At 31.4% G+C, this 17,727-nt stretch carries 16 protein-coding genes; 12 read left to right on the top strand and 4 right to left on the bottom strand.

The window, feature by feature from the left end; translation table 11 throughout:
• Window positions 1–172: 172 nt before the first annotated feature.
• From P8V03_RS04965 to P8V03_RS04920, 10 genes are all read left to right on the top strand, one after another.
• Window positions 173–634, top strand: a complete 462-nt coding sequence (locus tag P8V03_RS04965; RefSeq protein ID WP_318797105.1) for a peptidylprolyl isomerase — start codon at window positions 173–175, stop codon at window positions 632–634.
• Window positions 635–646: 12 nt separating this feature from the next.
• A complete protein-coding gene (locus tag P8V03_RS04960) occupies window positions 647–1,072 on the top strand; it encodes a hypothetical protein (RefSeq protein ID WP_318797001.1) in 426 nt (141 codons plus the stop codon).
• 195 nt (window positions 1,073–1,267) lie between these two features.
• Window positions 1,268–2,776 carry a DUF1846 domain-containing protein gene (locus P8V03_RS04955; RefSeq protein ID WP_261673485.1) on the top strand — a complete coding sequence of 503 codons (1,509 nt, stop codon included), beginning with the start codon at window positions 1,268–1,270 and terminating at the stop codon, window positions 2,774–2,776.
• Window positions 2,777–3,847: 1,071 nt separating this feature from the next.
• Window positions 3,848–5,095 (top strand): RNA-guided endonuclease InsQ/TnpB family protein, encoded by a 1,248-nt coding sequence (locus tag P8V03_RS04950; RefSeq protein ID WP_318797000.1) that lies wholly within the window; start codon window positions 3,848–3,850, stop codon window positions 5,093–5,095.
• 138 nt (window positions 5,096–5,233) lie between these two features.
• A complete protein-coding gene (locus tag P8V03_RS04945; protein ID WP_318796999.1) occupies window positions 5,234–5,581 on the top strand; it encodes an arsenate reductase family protein in 348 nt (115 codons plus the stop codon).
• 28 nt (window positions 5,582–5,609) lie between these two features.
• Window positions 5,610–6,473 carry a nitroreductase family protein gene (locus P8V03_RS04940; RefSeq protein WP_318796998.1) on the top strand — a complete coding sequence of 288 codons (864 nt, stop codon included), beginning with the start codon at window positions 5,610–5,612 and terminating at the stop codon, window positions 6,471–6,473.
• Between the two features lie 290 nt (window positions 6,474–6,763).
• Window positions 6,764–7,471: an ABC transporter ATP-binding protein gene (locus P8V03_RS04935; protein ID WP_318796997.1), complete on the top strand. Its 708-nt coding sequence runs from the start codon at window positions 6,764–6,766 to the stop codon at window positions 7,469–7,471.
• Window positions 7,471–9,834 (top strand): ABC transporter permease, encoded by a 2,364-nt coding sequence (locus P8V03_RS04930; protein ID WP_318796996.1) that lies wholly within the window; start codon window positions 7,471–7,473, stop codon window positions 9,832–9,834. The genes P8V03_RS04935 and P8V03_RS04930 overlap by 1 nt, the downstream gene beginning before the upstream one ends.
• 85 nt (window positions 9,835–9,919) lie before the next feature.
• Entirely contained in the window at window positions 9,920–11,149 is a 1,230-nt protein-coding gene (locus P8V03_RS04925) for an efflux RND transporter periplasmic adaptor subunit (RefSeq protein ID WP_318796995.1), read from the top strand.
• 22 nt (window positions 11,150–11,171) lie between these two features.
• Complete coding sequence (locus P8V03_RS04920) at window positions 11,172–11,801, top strand: TetR/AcrR family transcriptional regulator (RefSeq protein ID WP_261673478.1); 630 nt, start codon at window positions 11,172–11,174, stop codon at window positions 11,799–11,801.
• A 128-nt stretch (window positions 11,802–11,929) separates the two neighbouring features.
• On the opposite strand, the gene P8V03_RS04915 is transcribed toward P8V03_RS04920, so the two are convergent.
• Window positions 11,930–12,706, bottom strand: a complete 777-nt coding sequence (locus tag P8V03_RS04915) for an alpha/beta hydrolase (RefSeq protein WP_261673477.1) — start codon at window positions 12,704–12,706, stop codon at window positions 11,930–11,932.
• A 245-nt stretch (window positions 12,707–12,951) separates the two neighbouring features.
• On the opposite strand from P8V03_RS04915, the gene P8V03_RS04910 reads away from it, so the two are divergent.
• Entirely contained in the window at window positions 12,952–14,064 is a 1,113-nt protein-coding gene (locus P8V03_RS04910) for a DUF5050 domain-containing protein (RefSeq protein ID WP_318796994.1), read from the top strand.
• Between the two features lie 97 nt (window positions 14,065–14,161).
• Here P8V03_RS04910 and P8V03_RS04905 read toward each other — a convergent pair whose 3' ends face one another.
• From P8V03_RS04905 to P8V03_RS04895, 3 genes are all read right to left on the bottom strand, one after another.
• The gene (locus P8V03_RS04905) at window positions 14,162–15,322 is read right to left on the bottom strand and encodes a sensor histidine kinase (protein ID WP_318796993.1); all 1,161 of its coding nucleotides are present in this window, start codon (window positions 15,320–15,322) and stop codon (window positions 14,162–14,164) included.
• Window positions 15,315–15,998, bottom strand: a complete 684-nt coding sequence (locus P8V03_RS04900) for a response regulator transcription factor (RefSeq protein ID WP_318796992.1) — start codon at window positions 15,996–15,998, stop codon at window positions 15,315–15,317. The genes P8V03_RS04905 and P8V03_RS04900 overlap by 8 nt, the downstream gene beginning before the upstream one ends.
• Window positions 15,999–16,116: 118 nt before the next feature.
• Entirely contained in the window at window positions 16,117–16,578 is a 462-nt protein-coding gene (locus P8V03_RS04895; protein WP_318796991.1) for a DUF4342 domain-containing protein, read from the bottom strand.
• Window positions 16,579–16,750: 172 nt separating this feature from the next.
• On the opposite strand from P8V03_RS04895, the gene P8V03_RS04890 reads away from it, so the two are divergent.
• The gene (locus tag P8V03_RS04890) at window positions 16,751–17,515 is read left to right on the top strand and encodes a MerR family transcriptional regulator (RefSeq protein ID WP_261673472.1); all 765 of its coding nucleotides are present in this window, start codon (window positions 16,751–16,753) and stop codon (window positions 17,513–17,515) included.
• Window positions 17,516–17,727: the final 212 nt, after the last annotated feature.

Below are 17,727 nucleotides of genomic sequence, written 5' to 3'. Positions count from 1 at the left end.
GAGTATGAAATTCGTAAATCTAAAGAAAAAGTTAACCACTCTTATCATGATTATACTTGCTATATCAATAGCTGGGTGTTCAAAAGCTCCTAACACAGGTACAAGTGATAAGAAAGAAAACAGTAATTATAAAAGCCAGTATAGCGGTAAAAAACCAGTTGTTAGTATTCAAATGGAGAATGGAGCAATAATTAAAGCAGAATTATACCCGGATACAGCTCCTAAGACTGTAGATAACTTTATAGCCTTGGTACAAAAGGGTTTTTACGATGGATTAATATTTCATAGAGTAATTCCAGAGTTTATGATACAGGGAGGGGATCCAACAGGAACTGGTACTGGTGGACCAGGATACACAATTCCGGGAGAGTTCAAAAATAATGGTTTTAACAACGATTTAAAACATAGCAAGGGAGTCCTTTCTATGGCTAGAAGCCAAGATCCAGATTCTGCTGGTTCTCAATTCTTTATTATGGTTAAGGATAGTCCTCATTTGGATGGAGACTATGCAGCTTTTGGAAAGGTAATTGAAGGTATGGATGAAGTTGATAAAATAGTTAATGCAAAAAGAGATGAAAAAGATAAGCCTTTAACTGATCAAAAAATGAAGAGGGTTACTGTAGAAATAAAATAGAGGAGGCTAAAAATGTACATAGCATTTGGAAATCAAGTTATAGATAGTAAAGAGATTAAAGAAACTATTGAAGAAAATACAGAATTTAAAGTAATTAAGGATATGAGTAAAGGGTCAAAAAGAGAAGATATATTGGCTTTTAATCTAAGTGTTGGTGTAGATGTTTTAAAAGATATGATGGAGGAAGATTACGAAGAAGACTACAATGTAGATCAAAGTAATGAGGATGATCTATTTGAAGAATACCTTACATTAGCAGAAGATCTTGCAACGGATATTGAAGAATATATACCAGAAGAGGCTATTTTAGATATTAGAGCTTATAAACTGGATGAATCGTATGGAGATATAAAGTTAATTGCGGTAATAGCTCATGAGGGTCTTGGGGAGCTAAAATTAAGAGATATTATGAAGAGACTTTTAACTCAGGCAGAATAATGTCTAGAGGACGATTTACTATTATTAAAATAATAGTGAATCGTCCTTGGTTTTTTTAGATCTAAAATAATTTTATAAAAAATATTTACTTTTTCATAAAATTATGCAATAATAAAGAGTCGTAAATAAGTGTTAAATATTAATCATTGTAATAATATGTTAAATATAAAAATTTTATAGTAAAAGGAGTTAAAGATGAAGATAGGATTTGATCACAAGAAGTATTTAGAAGAGCAGTCAAAGTATATTTTAGAAAGAGTAAATAATTATGATAAGCTGTACTTAGAATTTGGAGGAAAACTTTTATTTGATCTTCATGCTAAAAGAGTTTTACCGGGATTTGATGAGAATGCAAAAATCAAGTTATTACATAAATTAAAAGAAAAAGTTGAAGTTATTATCTGTGTTTATGCAGGAGATATCGAAAGAAACAAAATTAGAGGAGACTTCGGTATAACTTATGACATGGACGTTTTAAGACTAATTGACGATTTAAGAGCCTACGAGCTTGATGTAAATAGTGTTGTAATTACTAGATATGATGAGCAGCCATCAGCAACTGTTTTTATGAATAAGCTTGAGCGCAGAGGTATAAAAGTATATACTCACCGAGCAACTAAGGGATACCCTACTGATGTAGATACAATCGTTAGTGATGAAGGGTATGGTAAAAATCCTTATATAGAGACTACAAAACCTATCGTTGTTGTAACAGCCCCAGGTCCAGGAAGTGGAAAGCTAGCAACTTGTCTTAGCCAACTTTACCACGAATATAGAAGAGGAAAAGCAGCAGGTTATTCAAAATTCGAAACCTTCCCAGTATGGAATGTTCCATTAAAACACCCATTAAATATTGCTTATGAAGCTGCAACAGCAGATCTTGAAGATGTAAATATGATTGACTCATTCCACTTTGATGCTTATAACAAAATATCCGTAAATTATAATCGTGACATTGAAACTTTTCCTGTGCTTAAGAGAATAATAGAAAAAATAACCGGAGAAGAATCTGTGTATAAGTCACCGACAGATATGGGAGTTAACAGAGTAGGCTTTGGAATTACTGATGATGAAGCAGTTAAAGAAGCTTCAAGACAGGAGATAATCAGAAGATATTTTAAAACAGGTTGTGAGTATAAAAAAGGATATGTAAATAAGGAAACACTTCAAAGAGTAAAACTTATTATGGAAGAGTTAAACTTAAAGCCAGAAGATAGAAAGGTTGTTATACCTGCAAGAGTGCGCGAAGCAAAGTTAAAGGAATGCAATGATAGAAATGAAATTTGCTCTGCGGTTGCAATAGAACTTAATGACGGAACCATACTAACAGGTAAAAGTTCAGATCTATTAGATGCAACTGCTGCTGCGATTTTAAATGCTGTTAAGCATCTTGCAAATATTTCTGATGAAATCCATCTTATTTCTCCTGTAATACTTGAACCAATTATGAATCTAAAGTCAAAAACTTTAGGTAGCAGAAATACTGCATTAAACTGTGAGGAAGTATTAATAGCACTTAGCATATGTGCTGCAACAAATCCGATGGCACAGGTGGCATTGGAGAAACTTTCTCTTCTTAGAGGCTGCCAAGCGCATTCAACTACTATTTTAAGCACTAGTGATGATCAGACTTTTGGAAAGCTTGGTATAGATATAACAAGTGATCCTGAGTATTCCTCAGAAAGTCTTTACTACAACAATTAAAGGTAGTAATATCAAGGCTTTGAGGATATTCTCTAGAAATATGTAATTATGAATTTTTAATAAACAGATATATGACACTTTCAATATTAAAATATATTGGAGGTGTCATTTTTTATGGCTAGAAAATGGAATTGGAAAACAAAAGTAAATACACTATTATTACTTATAAAGAAATAATAGAAAGATTTATTAGGAGGGGCTATATTAGCTATGATGAAACATCATACAAATAAATATTGTAGTATAGTTAAGATTTGTTTGTACTGTAAGTAATACCCTTGTGGAATTTAGTGTAATATATTGAAAAAAACTCATATAGGTGTTATGATTAATCATACAATTCAAAATACTACAAAAATTTCAGCTTGACATACATGTATAAGTAGATATCCAATCTAAATCAATAAAGATTGGTATATGATAAATTATTAAGGAGATGTATTATGAATCCTAGTTGGGTGATATTGCTCATATTTATATTATTTATAACGTTATTATTAGTTGATTATGTATTATATAGTGATATTAAAAGAAGTAAAAAGCATTCCCAGTATTCAACAAATAGAATAAAAATAATATTTTTTATCATAGCAAATGTATTAATAGTAGGAGTGATAGCAGAAATTATATTGATGTATTATAGGAGTATTGGAACATTTATGAAAATTTAAAGAATAAAAATACATCAACAGGTATTTACGCTATAAGATATAAAAATTTAATAAAGTAAAATAACTGCATAATTACTATGAAGGTATATAAGCAAAGTATTTAGATTTTTGTTAAGCATCTTGGAAATGAGTTAATCTTAAACTTGATAACATAGTTCTTATCATATGGGTTGATTTTAAGGGGCTGTCGCATTAATTATTTTAGTGCGACAGCCCCTTTTTGTTAAAATTAGGTATTTATTTTTGCAGAGAAAAGTTTTATCTAATAAGGCGTAACACCCCATCCTCTACAGGTGGAGGATGTAAGCCTGCGTGTATATCGTGATATTATATTTTACTAAATACTACAATTAATAGTAAAAATATGGCATAATATAAATAGAAAGCGAGGTGAGTAAAGATGTATCTATGTGTAAAACAACAGTTGAAAAAACTATCTAAAGAAAACTATGAAAATATTAGAGAGTTATCTCATATTGCTAAAAATCTATATAACTATGGTTTGTATAATGTAAGACAATATTACCTTGAACAAAAGGAATATCTTAATTATGAAAAGAACTATGCTATTTGTAAAAGTAATGAAAATTATAAATTACTAAACAGTAACATGGCTCAACAAATTCTAAAAGAAGTAGATGGAGTATTTAAGTCATTTTTTGGACTAATTAAACTTGCAAAAAAGGGTACATATGATTTTAGAGCAATTAAACTACCTAAATATCTTAAAAAAGATGGTTTTGCAACTCTTGTAATAGGTTTTGTAAGGGTAAAGGATAATGAACTAATTATTCCTTATTCAAACAATTATAAAAAGACTCATAAGCCTATTAAAATTAAAATACCGCCCATACTTTTAGATAAAAAAATAAAAGAGATTAGAATAATACCTAAAGATAATGCAAGGTTCTTTGAAATTCAATATACCTATGAAGTAGTTGAAACTCAAAGGGATTTAGATAAAACAAAAGCACTTGCAATAGATATAGGTATTAATAATCTTGCTACTTGTGTAACAAGTGAAGGAAAAACATTTATCATAGATGGAAGAAAGTTAAAGTCTATTAATCAATGGTTTAATAAAGAAAATAGTAGATTACAAAGCATAAAGGACTTACAAGGAACTAAGGGAACTACTAAAAAACAGTCTATATTAAGAAACAACAGAAATAATAAAGTAAATGATTATATTAATAAGACTTGTAGATATATCATTAATTATTGCTTAGGAAACAATATAGGAAACCTAGTAATTGGATATAATGAAACACTTCAAAAGGATAGTAATTTAGGTAAAATTAATAATCAGAACTTTGTTAATATACCAGTTGGAGATATAAAAGAAAAGTTAGAATACCTTTGTAGGCTATATGGAGTTAACTTTGTAAAACAAGAAGAAAGCTATACTTCAAGGGAAAGTTTTTTTGACAATGATACTATACCTAAATACAATGCAGATAATCCAACAGATATAATTTTTAGTGGTAACAGAATAAAAAGAGGATTGTATAAAACTAAAAATGGATATTACCTAAATGCTGATGTTAATGGAGCATTAAACATATTAAAGAAAAGTAGCGTTGTGGACTCACAAGTCCTATACAGTAGTGGCGAAGTGGATACGCCTATAAGAATAAGGATTGCATAGATTTTTAAGTCTTATGAAGTCTCCACTTCTAAAGTGGGGGAGAGTTCACTATAACTATTGATTATATGTATCTATTATATAAGTATAAATATAAGACTGATGTTAGCTTAGTTAGGATATAGTTGGGAGTGTGTATAAATGAATATTCAAATATTTGGTGCAAAGAAATGTTTTGATACTAAAAAAGCTGAAAGATATTTCAAAGAAAGAAAAATCAAATATCAACTTGTAGATTTAAATGAAAAAAGCCTAAGCAAGGGAGAATTTGAAAGTGTAAAATCTTCAGTAGGTCTAAATAATCTTATAAATAATAAAGCAAAGGAATATAAAATATTAAATTTAGAAAATATCAGAACCAGCAGTGTAAAGGAAGAACTATTATTTAAAAATCCTAAGCTATATAAAACACCTATAGTTCGGAATGGAAAGGAGGCTACCGTAGGATATCAACCGGATGTATGGAAAGAGTGGGAAGATGCAAAGTAGAATGCAAATTTATGAAAGGAGAAATATTATGAGAGAAAAACAAGATCAGATATTTAGCAGGCCAATTTATGATATTATAAGGCAGAGAACCTCTGTTAGAACATATATAAGCAAGTCTATTGCAAAAGAAATGGAAGAGGAGCTGATTACATTCATTGATAATTTAAGAGGTCCTTTTAGCAGAAAGGTTAGGTTTAAATTAATAAATAGCAAAACTATTTCTACTAACTCTAATATCAAACTTGGCACCTATGGAGTTATAAAGGGAGCTTCACTTTTCGTGGCAGCAGCAGTAGAAAAAGGAGACAGAGCTATGGAAGAGCTTGGATATGAATTTGAAAAATTCATACTATATGCTACTTCTCTAGGTCTAGGAACCTGTTGGTTAGGTGGTACCTTTAAGAAAGGTGAGTTTGCTAAGGCCATAGCACTGGCGGAAGAAGAACTTCTCCCAATAGTAACACCAATAGGATATGCTAGTGAGAAAAGCAGTTTTGTAGATTCTGTGCTTAAATTTGCTTCTGGTTCAAAAAATAGAAAGTCTTGGAAGGAGCTTTTCTACAATGAAAGCTTTAATAATCCATTAAGCAAAGAATGTGCAGGAGATTATTTTATGCCGCTTGAAATGCTTCGTCTTGCTCCATCAGCTTCTAATAAGCAGCCCTGGAGAATAATAAAGGATGGGAATAAATTTCGCTTCTATCTTTCGCCTACCAAAGGATATGGAAGAGCTTTGGGCTTTGATATACAAAGGATAGATATGGGTATTGCTATGTGTCATTTTGAGTTGACAGCCAAGGAGTTGGGCTTAAGTGGAAATTGGATTGTTGAAGAATTAGAAACTAAAAGCCATATGAACAATGAAGAATATATAGTAACGTGGAAGATATAACTAAGTCTAATGATGAAGCTAGCACAGCTTATGCTATCAGTAAATTAATACTTTGGAGAGGGTCATTACTTATTAGTTTTAAGGGATGGTTTACTACTTGGTTGTATGCAATTGGCAACAAAAGTTTTAGTCAACTATTGCGGTTACATTAGTATAGTAGTGAAACGTCCCTCGCATTTTAAAGAAAAATAATAAACTATCTCCTTAACTCTTGACTACCTGGTCAAAATAGCGCATAATATTATCAATCATTGACCATGGGGTCAAAATTCATATGGGGGTGATATAGAATGGGAGATCCTATAGTTGTAGTTAAGGATGTTATAAAAGAATATACCATGGGGGAAATAGTAGTAAAGGCGTCAGATGGAATAAATTTTGAGATACTAAGAGGAGAATTTGTTGTAGTACTTGGGCCAAGTGGGTCTGGAAAAAGCACGGTGTTAAACATCATTGGCGGAATGGATAGACCTACCTCAGGTGAGGTCTATGTAGAGGGAAAAGATATAACAAAGTATTCAGATAATGAACTGACTATGTATAGAAGAAAAAATATAGGGTTTGTATTTCAATTTTATAACTTGATGGCTAACCTCACGGCATTGGAGAATATTGAGTTAGTTACGGGACTTAGTGATAATCCTTTGAATCCAAGAGAAATTATCGAAAAGATAGGATTAAATGAAAGGTCATCAAATTTTCCAGCACAGCTTTCAGGGGGAGAGCAGCAGAGGGTGGCAATAGGGAGAGCTCTTGTAAAAAATCCATTATTGCTTTTATGTGATGAGCCTACAGGGGCTTTAGATTACAGCACAGGAAAATTAATTTTAAAGCTACTTTATGATATTAATAAAACCACCAATAAGACAATAATAGTTATTACACACAATGCTTCCATTGCAGCTATGGCGGATAAGGTTATCAAAGTTAGAAGTGGTACTGTAGAAGAGGTAATTGTTAATGATAATCCAGAACCACCTGAAAGGATTGAATGGTAATGAACATATTATTCAAAAACTTACTTAGAGATATTAAAAAGTCCAAAGGACAATTCATCTCCATCCTAATTATTGTAGTTTTGGGAGTTATGTTTTATACCAGTATAAATGCAATGTTTAGAAATCTTTCTAGTTCCAGTGAAAGGTACTATAAAGAGTACAGGCTAGCAGATATTTGGGTGGATTTATACAAAGCACCTTTAAATATTGAAGAAAAGGTTAGAAAGTTGCCTAACATAAAGAATGTAACAGGTAGAATCATTCAGGATTACAGTATAAATATTTCGGAAGAAAATGCAACCTTAAGATTTGTTACTCTTCCTGATGTGAAGAAGGATATTGTAAATGATATAGTATTGAAATCCGGAAGATATTTTTCTCAAGAAGAAAGTAATCAATGTCTTTTACAAGAAGAGTTTTTTAAAGCACACAACTTGAATATTGGAGATTATATTTACCCAGTGATAAATGGAAACAAGGTAAAGATAAAGGTTATAGGTACAGTGACAAGTCCAGAATTTGTTTATACCTTGAGGGATGCTAGTGAATTAATGCCAGATAGCAAAAAGTTTGGAATTATATATATCAAACAATCCTTAGGAGAGGCTCTTTTAGGATATAAAGGTTATGTAAATAGTCTCTCTATTTCATTATCTAAGGATAGTGACATAGAAACTGTAAAAGAGGATATTGAAAAAAGTTTGAAAGACTTTGGCGTGAAAAGTGTTATTGATAGGAAGCAGCATCTGAGTACTATGATGCTAAATGAAGAAATTGAGAAGCTGCAAGCCATGGGAAGCAGTTTTCCAATTATATTCTTCATTGTTGCAGCGGTTATTATTTATATTATGATGGGAAGGATGGTAGAAAATCAAAGGGTACAAATAGGAGTACTAAAGGCTCTGGGTTTTACAGATATACAAGTACTTCTTTACTATATTTGTTATTCTGCCATTATTGCAGTTGTCGGTAGTGTTATAGGTTCTATACTTGGAACCTATATGGGAATAGGCTTTACAAAACTCATTAATCAATATTTCCATTTACCCTTAGCAAATGCAAAGATTTATTTAGGGCTTGTAATCCCATCTTCTATAGCTACCTTATTTTTCTGTTTACTAGCAGGATATAATTCCTGTAAAAAGGCCTTTAAAATTATGCCTAGTGAAGCTATGAGAGAAAAATCGCCGGAAATAGGAAAAAAGATAGTTATAGAGAAAATCAAAATATTATGGGAAAATATAGGCTACCTATGGAAAATAATATTAAGGAATTTATTAAGATATAAAAGAAGAGCATTGCTAACCTCCTTAGGAATAATATTTTCCTCTGCAATACTTTTAATCTCTCTAGGAATGAAGGATTCTATAGACTTTATGATAAACCAGCAATACAGTAATATACAAAATTACGATATCAAGGTTAACTTTTCAAAACTGATAAATACTGATGAGTTAAATAAAATTAAGAACATTCCCCATATAAAATATATGGAGCCAATTTTCCAAACGGGAATAGAACTATCTAATGGATGGAAAAGTAAAAATGTTTTATTTACTGCACTTATTAAAGAACCAGAAATATACAAGGTACAAGATAAAAGCGGTAAACCTGTAACTATACCGGAGAGAGGATTGCTTATACCGGAAAGGATGGCGGATATTATTGGTGCAAGGCAAGGGGAGAGTGTATATATAAAATTCTTTTTTCCAGGAAAGGAAAAAAAAGAAGTAATAATAAAAGGTACTGTAGTCCAATATGTTGGCTCAAGCACCTATAGTTTTATGGATAATTTAAATGTTCTGTTAGGAGAAGGAAGAATTGCCAACTCAGCCGTGCTAAGATTAGATAATAAGGTTTTTGAAGAAGAAGTTAAGGGAAAACTAAAAGACATGCCTGCTGTAAGTTTTGTAGAATCAAAGGCTGATTCTGAAAATTCACTGATGAAAAACATGGCAGCTATGAAGTCCTCTATAGCAGTATTAATTATACTGTCAGCATCTTTACTTATTGCTGTTGTATATAATATTGCTACTATAAATATCTTTGAAAGACAGAGAGAATTGGCTACCTTAAAGGTATTGGGATTTAAGAATAAAGAAATTAAGAAGCTAGTTTTTAATGAGAATTATATAATTACTATACTTGGAATAGTTATAGGATTACCACTAGGAAGATGGCTTGGTGGATATATCATGGAAGCAAGTAGTACAGATTCTTATAGTATTCCTTATATAGTTAACCTTAAAACTTATGTTATTACAGTAATTCTTACTCTTCTTTTTACTACCTTTACCAATTTTGTTTTAATGAAAAAAGTTAAATCAATAGATATGATAGAGGTTTTAAAGAATAGAGAGTAGCTATATCCTAGAACATTATTAATTTTTGCTAGTTAAAAACACTTTTAATAAGTCTATCCTATATTTTCAGAGGGGTGAATAATACATGAAAAGAAAAAGGTTATTTTGGATAGTTGTACCTATTGGAATATGCTTAGTTAGTTCATTAGTATATCTAAAGGCTCAGAAAGGACAAGCAGCAGAAACTGCTGTTGTAGGAAAAGGAGAAATTAAGCAGTATGTTGAAGATACTGCCACTGCTAAAAGTAGTAGCAAGCAAACAATTTATATTGAAGGTTCAGGAAAGGTAAATGGAATAAAAGTAGATATAGGCGATAGAGTAAAAAAAGGTGATATATTACTAACAATTGATGAGGAAGGCTTAGAACTGAAGCTTAAAGAAGCAAATGCCAAGATTGATGCTGCAAAGGCTCAACTTCAAGGCAGCGAGAATCTAAATAATGCTAATAAAATTGAGATTTCACAAACTGTTGTAGATGAAGCTAAGGTTAAATATGAAGCTGCAGCTAGAAATTTGAATAGTGCAAAGGCACTTTATAACTCAGGAAGTATAAGTAAACAGGAATTGAATAATGCTGAAGATGAGTATAAAACTACAGAATTAGCTTTAAAGTCTGCAAGTTTTACATTAGAGGAGGTTAAAGAAGGAACACCGGATTATGTTAAAAGTCAGTATTCCTCCCAGCTTCAGCAGGCAGTAATAGCAAAGGATGCTGTAACAAGAGAAATACAAAAGCAGAAAGTTATTTCAACGGTTGATGGGGTTGTTCTTGAGAAACTTGTAGAAGAAAACTCACAGAGTACAGCTGGCACAGCAGCCTTTGTTATTGGTGACGTTAAAGCTTTACAACTTGAAGCTAATATATTGTCCGATGACGTTTATAAGGTTAAAATAGGTAATGAGGTTGTAATAAGTGGAAAGCCAATAGGTGACTCAGTTATAAAGGGAAAGGTTGTAGAGATAGCACCGGAAGCTAGGACTATAACTTCATCCTTAGGAGTAAATCAAAAAAGAGTAGCTGTTACTATTGAAATTGTTGGGGATATAGGAGTGATAAAACCTGGATATGACTTAGATATTAAAATTATAACAGAAAGTAAAAAGGAAACTTTAGTAATACCAGATAGTGCTGTATTTGACTATAAAGGAACTGCCTCAGTATTTGTTGCAGATAATGGGAAGGCTGCCTTAAGAAAGATAAAAAAGGGGTTGGAGAGTGAGAAAACTGTAGAAGTAGTAGAAGGATTAAAGCTAGGAGATAGAATATTAGTTAAACCGGATAATAATATTACAGAAGGGATGAAAATTAAATAATAAAAATTAGGAGAGAATGTAATTGAAAGAGAAGTTTGAAAGTTTACCTGAAGAAAAAAAGAAAAGGATATTAGATGCCTCAATTGAGGAATTTGCAATAAATGGATATGATAAAGCATCTACCAATTCTATAGTAAAAAAAGCTGAAATTTCAAAAGGGTTGTTATTTCATTACTTTGGAAGTAAAAAAAGCCTTTTCTTATATGTATTTGATTATTGTGTCAATGATTTGACTAGTAGATACTATTTAATGAAAAAAGAAGAGCCAAAGGACATTTTTGAGAGATTTATGTGGTTTAGTGTATTAAAAATAAAGACAATGCATCAGGAACCTCTCATGAGCAGGTTGGTTTTCTCAGCAGTTTCCAATATGCCAAAGGAGTTATCAGAGGAGCTTACAGAAAAATATAAAAATCTTTTTGCTAAGCATATGCCTTTGATTATGGGAGACATAGATACTTCAAAATTTAGAAAGGATATAGATTCCCAAAAAGCAGTAGAATTAATAATGATATTCATGGATGGAATTGCTAATAAGTATCTTCAAAAATATAGAAATAAACCTGCAGATGAGGTTTTTAATGATGCAGAGAAGATTATGGAAGAGTTTAATGATTATATAAATATTTTAAAGGTAGGTATATATAAATAAAATGTATACTGCAATACTTTACTGTTAAAAGGTTATTTGACTAATTTCTATTACCTTTTAACAGTAAAATATTTTGTATATTTACATCACATGTACATATTAGCATACTAAGTTTTAGTACAATTTACTTATCTGTTCTTTAGCTCTCCTTCCAAGAAACCAATAGAATAATCTAGAACCTCATCTTCCCAGGACTTATTACTAAAACTATGATTTGCATCATCAATTATATGTAGTACTGCCTTAGTTTCATAAATATCAAGATACTTATCAGCGGTACTTGGAGGGACAGTCTGATCTTTAGAGCCATGTAGTAACATAACGTTTCTATCATACTGAGATGCTTGAGAAAAAACATCAAGGTTTAGAGCATCCTTTAAGAAATCTTCGCCTACTAATAAGCCTCCAGCGTCCCAAAAACCAGCTTTACGTGCTTCTTCAAGTTCTTCCTCTTTTGTACCTAGAGCGATTAGTTCTTTTATATTTCCAGCAGCTCCCCATAGACAAAGACTTTGAATATCCTTTTTATGTTGTCCTGCAAGCATGCTTGCAACAGCCCCACCCATACTAAAACCTAGAAGGCCTATATTATTTGTATCTACAAAATCTAGAGATTTAGCATAATTAAGAATTGCTTTGGCATCATCAAGCTCTTTAGAGATGGTCATATTTACAAACTCCCCATCACTTTCTCCACTTCCACTAAAATCAAAACGGATGCTGGCAATGCCTTTAGCCTCTAACATCCTTGACAGTTTTACAAAAATGAAATGAGGACCTACCTTATTATCAGTAAAACCATGAAAAATGCAAACTATAGGAATTTTCTCTTTAATAATCTCTGGAATATGTAACATTCCTCTCAAAGTTAGCCCGTTATTTTGAATTTCTATTGCTTTTTGCATTAGATTACCTCCGTGAATAATTATAATTTTATTATGATAAACTTATAGGCATATTATACCATCCAACCTAGGTAATTTGGTAGGGACGGTTTGCTATTATCAATATTTTTAGTCATAAAAATATGTATTTTAAAACTGTGATAATGATGAATTATCACAAAAATTTGTTTCTAAAGTTTATTAATAATATGTAAATTTGGTGAATAATATTAACAGATATTATAATTTTTTAGGGAGATACTGTAATGTTAAAAAAGAGGTTATCATTTGCAATATTTACAGCATCAATAATCTTTTTTACTGTTTGTGATACTCATGCAGCACCGCTACAGGTAAAAAGATTATGGGGAACTGACAGGCATCAAATCCTTTACACCGAAACTGATAAAGAAATTTTAAAAGGTCTCGTATCTGATAAGCAATCTAAAAACATAGTCAATACTGTAGGAAACACTTCTGGAAACACCGTTAACTATGGCAGATACGCTGTTCAAGAGAAGTGGGCTTATTATAGCAATTTTGATGATGGAAACAAATTATATAAGATGAAAACAGATGGAACAGAAAGTATCAAGCTTTCAGAGGATAACGCTGAGTTTATAAATGTAGTTGGAGACTGGATTTATTATGTAACATATCAAAAGAACAAATCATATATCAATAAAATAAAAATTGATGGAAGCAGTAGAGTTACTTTGTTTTCAGCGCAAAGCTATTTAAGATTTTTGAATGTATATAAAGATAAAATTTATTACCTTGGTCAAGGCAGTAATTCAGAGGCTAATAACTGGTATTACTCTGTTAATGCATTAAATATTAATGGCGATAGTTTAGGAGAAGTATATAGATTTCCAAGAAACTCTTCCCAGGCATATTTTAACGTTGTGGCAAATTACGGATACTGTTTGGTTAACGAATATGGTAATAAAGACATTATATATAAATTTAGTTTAGATGGCAGTGAACAATTCACCAGATTAGCCCAAAATGCACTAACCTTCAATGTAGTTGGAGATTGGATTTATTATGGTACTAACGGACGAATTAATGAAATACGGAAGGTTAAGATAGATGGAGCAGAGGATCAAAAACTTACTGATGGCTTTCCAGGAGGACTTCACCAATGGGGAGATGCCAGCTGTTTAAATGTAGAAGGAAATTGGATTTATTATAAAGATTGGTATGATCAGGCAATTTACAAAGTGGATGTTAACGGAAATAACAAAACTAAGCTTGCAGACTGTGCAGCGGAATCTATAAGTATAGTGGGAGACTATCTATATTGTCCTGAGTATGGAATTGATAATACTCATGGGGAATTTTATGAATATAAAAATATGAAAAAAATAAAAAAATAAGTTTATTATACAGTAAGGTTTATTATTAGTAGAACAAAAGGAACACCTATGTACCTTGAGAAAATAAAAACTAATGCTAGTAATCTAACATTAGTTTTTATCTCAAGGGTAGTTCTATCCTTATTACTGTTCCAATATCTATTTTACTCCATACATCTATTTTACCATTATGATTTTCTATTATCCATTTAGCAATAGAAAGACCTAAGCCTGTGCCGCCACTAGATTTTGTTCTAGATTTATCTGCTCTATAAAATCTATTAAATATATTAGGAAGATCATTTTCTGAAATACCAATACCAGTATCTCCAATGGTTACTACAGCAGTAGTACTTTTTACGTAGGAGTCTACTTTTATAGTTCCTTCCTCAGGGGTATATTTAATACTGTTATCAATAAATATTCTTAAAGCTTCCTTTACAAGCTTTCTATCAGCAAAAAGGGTAAATTTTTCATTATAATCACTTTCTATATGGTGACTAATATCTATTAGTTTCGTTTCCCTTAGTATTTCTTCAATTAATTCATCCATCATAAAAGGTTGTTTTTCAATCTTTTGAGTATGCTTGTCGCTTCGAGCAAGAAATAAAAGCTTTTCTACTAGCTCTTTCATATTTTCTGCTTCGCTTTTAATAGAAGAAATGGACTCTTGAAGCACCTCTTTGTCATCCTTTCCCCAGCGGTCTAAAAGATTCGCATACCCTTGGATTACAGAAATAGGAGTTCTAAGTTCGTGGGACGCATCGGAAACAAACTGATTTTGCTGTTCTACAGAAATTTCAATTCTATCAAGCATCTCATTAAAGGTCTTTGCTAAATCCTTTAATTCATTCTTAGAACCTTTTACATCAAGCCTTTTATCAAGGGCATTAATGGATATTTCCTTTACTGTTTTAGTCATTGTATCAACTGGTGACAAAAACTTTTTACTAGCTCTTGCACCGATTACAGCAATGATAACTAACCCAGTGATATTACAGACAATTAAAATGGTACCTAGAATAGATAGATAGTCACCATTAATACCGTTATCAATATAATACTTAAAACTAATTAATATAGTCCCACTCATCAGGAAAAAAACAGTTAAAAAGGTAAGTACATAAGCGACGGTAATTTTAAAAGTTATAGAAAACCTAAGTTTTTCCAAAATGCTTTCAAAAATTTTACTAATTATTTTACACAGAAATTTTATTGCAAAGAGAGAAAATTTTATAGCTTTTAACAATGTATTAAAAATATATCTGATTTTACTCATATTTAAATCCGTATCCCACTCCACGAATGGTGTGAATAAATTTTTCGTTGAATTTATCATCAATTTTACTTCTTAAGTAACGGATATAAACATCTACTACATTAGTATCACCAAGGTAGTCATATCCCCAAACCTTTTCTAAAATACTCTCTCTAGAAAGGGCTATATTTTTATTTATCATAAGATAATTAAGCAAATCAAATTCTTTTTTTGTTAAATCTATTATATTGTCATCGTAGGTAACGGTATGCTTATCTATATCTAGTTTTAATTTGCCTATAGTAATAGTGTTAGAAATAACGGCAGGACTGCTTTTATGCTTAAAGACAACTCTAATTCTAGCAAGAAGCTCCTCTATCGCAAAGGGCTTTGTCATGTAATCCTCTGCGCCTATATCCAGACCCATTACCTTATCTGTAACTTCATCCTTTGCAGTAAGCATAATTACAGGGGTATCTGAGTTTTGTCTTAATCTTCTAAGCACTTCCATTCCATTAAGGGAAGGGAGCATCACATCAAGTATTATTAGATTATAGCTTTCTTTTAAAGCTTTTTCTAAGCCCACTCTACCATCATTGGCTTGTTCAACTATATAGCCTTCATGTTGAAGTTCCAATTGAATAAATCTAGCTATTTTCACTTCGTCTTCAATAATAAGAATCTTTTCACCAGCCATCTTATACCCTCCATTTGATATACCATTAAATCTAATTCAAGTATTAGTACTTTAATATTATTACAAAACACATAAAAAGTTAAGCCTGCTTTATGAAATATCATAAGCAGGCTCCATTTTAAGCATTCTTAAATTCTTCTGTTATTTTATCTGCTACATTATTAACTACATTAGTAACCTTATCTATTTTACTATTGATGCTGTAATCTTCGCCATTTTCTCTAGAGAACCTTATTTTGCATTTTGTAACTACAGCCAGTATTATTGCCGCTGCTGCCAATGGCATTGCAACTAAAGTGAAAACTGCAGCTACGGTGGATGGTAAATTTAAAATGGTTTTTTCATTTTTTGATATTACAAGCTTTATTTTATTAGCTTTTGATATTAGGTTTTTCATCTTTTTTACAAAGGTTGAATCCTTAAAGGATTCTTTATCAGGCTTAATCTTGCTCTGCTCTTCAAGATAAGAAAGAGCTTCAACTATATCTCCGTTACATTTTTCAAGGGCTTCCTTTGCTTCCTTATAACCTACATTAGCTCTTTTTCTTAATAAATCAATTTGTTCAAGGGTAATTGTCATTTTTTATTCCTCCAATTTATTTTTTATTTTCTCTGTCTATATTTATATAATAGAAGATAATTATTAGAGTAAAATTAGTAAAAGATTAAAATTTGATTAGAAAATATTTAATAAAGTTATTGACATTAACGCTGCGTAAAGGTGTAAATTAGTGTTGTAAGGAGGTGAGCCCATGGAATATACAGTACAAAAGCTAGCTAACCTGGCAGGTGTTAGCACTAGAACATTAAGATATTATGATGAAATAGATATTCTTAAGCCGGCAAGAATTAATTCATCTGGATATCGAATTTATGGGCAAGAGGAAGTTGATAGACTTCAGCAAATACTGTTCTATAGAGAACTAGGTGTAAGTTTAGAAGATATAAAAGACATTGTGACTTCACCTTCCTTTGAGAAAACAAAGGCACTTAAAGAACATCGTGAAAAACTTCTTAAAAAAAGAGAACAATTGGATCTATTAATAACTAATGTAGATAAAAGTATAGCTTTAACAGAAGGGAGAATTAAAATGTCAAATAAAGAAAAGTTCGAGGGATTTAAGAAAAAGATGGTTGATGATAATGAAAAGAAATATGGAGAGGAAATCCGAAAGAAGTATGGCAATGATACAATTGAAAAATCAAATGCAAAGCTTATGAATATGACAGAAGAGCAATATGAAGAGGTTACAAAGTTAGCTGAACAAGTTATAACTACTTTGGCTGAAGCCTTTAAAACTGGTGATCCAGCCAGTGATATAGCCCAAGAAGCAGCTGAGTTGCATAAGAAGTGGCTCACTTATTCTTGGAGTAATTATAGTAAGGAAGCACACGCTGGTCTTGCTCAGATGTATGTTGATGATGAAAGATTCACAGCTTACTATGATAAAGATCAACCAGGAACAGCAGCTTTTTTAAGAGATGCAATTCTTATCTATACAGGAATGAAAAAATAGATGTTTTTAATGACCATGGTTAAGATAATATTGTAAAATTAAAGGGAGAGTTTTTGTGCTACTCCCTTTAATTTATGATATAATATTTAGGTATTATATGTAGAAAGGAATGATGTTTTGTGACAAGTACAAATAAATATTATGAAATGAGCATTGTAGTAAGCGGGGAGGTGCATGTAGAATAATATTTAGCGCCTCCCAAAAGGTCAAAA

The organism is Clostridium tanneri (assembly GCF_033659955.1).
Lineage (GTDB): Bacteria > Bacillota > Clostridia > Clostridiales > Clostridiaceae > Clostridium_AM > Clostridium_AM tanneri.
Note: the sequence above shows the minus strand (reverse complement) of the source record. Positions and strands in the feature narration are given on the sequence as shown.

What these genes read in the sequence shown, in the direction of transcription:
- P8V03_RS04945 (WP_318796999.1), top strand. Translation starts at nt 5,234, where the DNA reads ATGAATATTCAAATATTTGGTGCAAAGAAATGTTTTGATACTAAAAAA.
- P8V03_RS04940 (WP_318796998.1), top strand. Translation starts at nt 5,610, where the DNA reads ATGAGAGAAAAACAAGATCAGATATTTAGCAGGCCAATTTATGATATT.
- P8V03_RS04900 (WP_318796992.1), bottom strand. Translation starts at nt 15,998, where the DNA reads ATGGCTGGTGAAAAGATTCTTATTATTGAAGACGAAGTGAAAATAGCT.
- P8V03_RS04905 (WP_318796993.1), bottom strand. Translation starts at nt 15,322, where the DNA reads ATGAGTAAAATCAGATATATTTTTAATACATTGTTAAAAGCTATAAAA.
- P8V03_RS04950 (WP_318797000.1), top strand. Translation starts at nt 3,848, where the DNA reads ATGTATCTATGTGTAAAACAACAGTTGAAAAAACTATCTAAAGAAAAC.
- P8V03_RS04935 (WP_318796997.1), top strand. Translation starts at nt 6,764, where the DNA reads ATGGGAGATCCTATAGTTGTAGTTAAGGATGTTATAAAAGAATATACC.
- P8V03_RS04895 (WP_318796991.1), bottom strand. Translation starts at nt 16,578, where the DNA reads ATGACAATTACCCTTGAACAAATTGATTTATTAAGAAAAAGAGCTAAT.
- P8V03_RS04930 (WP_318796996.1), top strand. Translation starts at nt 7,471, where the DNA reads ATGAACATATTATTCAAAAACTTACTTAGAGATATTAAAAAGTCCAAA.
- P8V03_RS04910 (WP_318796994.1), top strand. Translation starts at nt 12,952, where the DNA reads ATGTTAAAAAAGAGGTTATCATTTGCAATATTTACAGCATCAATAATC.
- P8V03_RS04955 (WP_261673485.1), top strand. Translation starts at nt 1,268, where the DNA reads ATGAAGATAGGATTTGATCACAAGAAGTATTTAGAAGAGCAGTCAAAG.
- P8V03_RS04925 (WP_318796995.1), top strand. Translation starts at nt 9,920, where the DNA reads ATGAAAAGAAAAAGGTTATTTTGGATAGTTGTACCTATTGGAATATGC.
- P8V03_RS04965 (WP_318797105.1), top strand. Translation starts at nt 173, where the DNA reads ATGGAGAATGGAGCAATAATTAAAGCAGAATTATACCCGGATACAGCT.
- P8V03_RS04915 (WP_261673477.1), bottom strand. Translation starts at nt 12,706, where the DNA reads ATGCAAAAAGCAATAGAAATTCAAAATAACGGGCTAACTTTGAGAGGA.
- P8V03_RS04890 (WP_261673472.1), top strand. Translation starts at nt 16,751, where the DNA reads ATGGAATATACAGTACAAAAGCTAGCTAACCTGGCAGGTGTTAGCACT.
- P8V03_RS04960 (WP_318797001.1), top strand. Translation starts at nt 647, where the DNA reads ATGTACATAGCATTTGGAAATCAAGTTATAGATAGTAAAGAGATTAAA.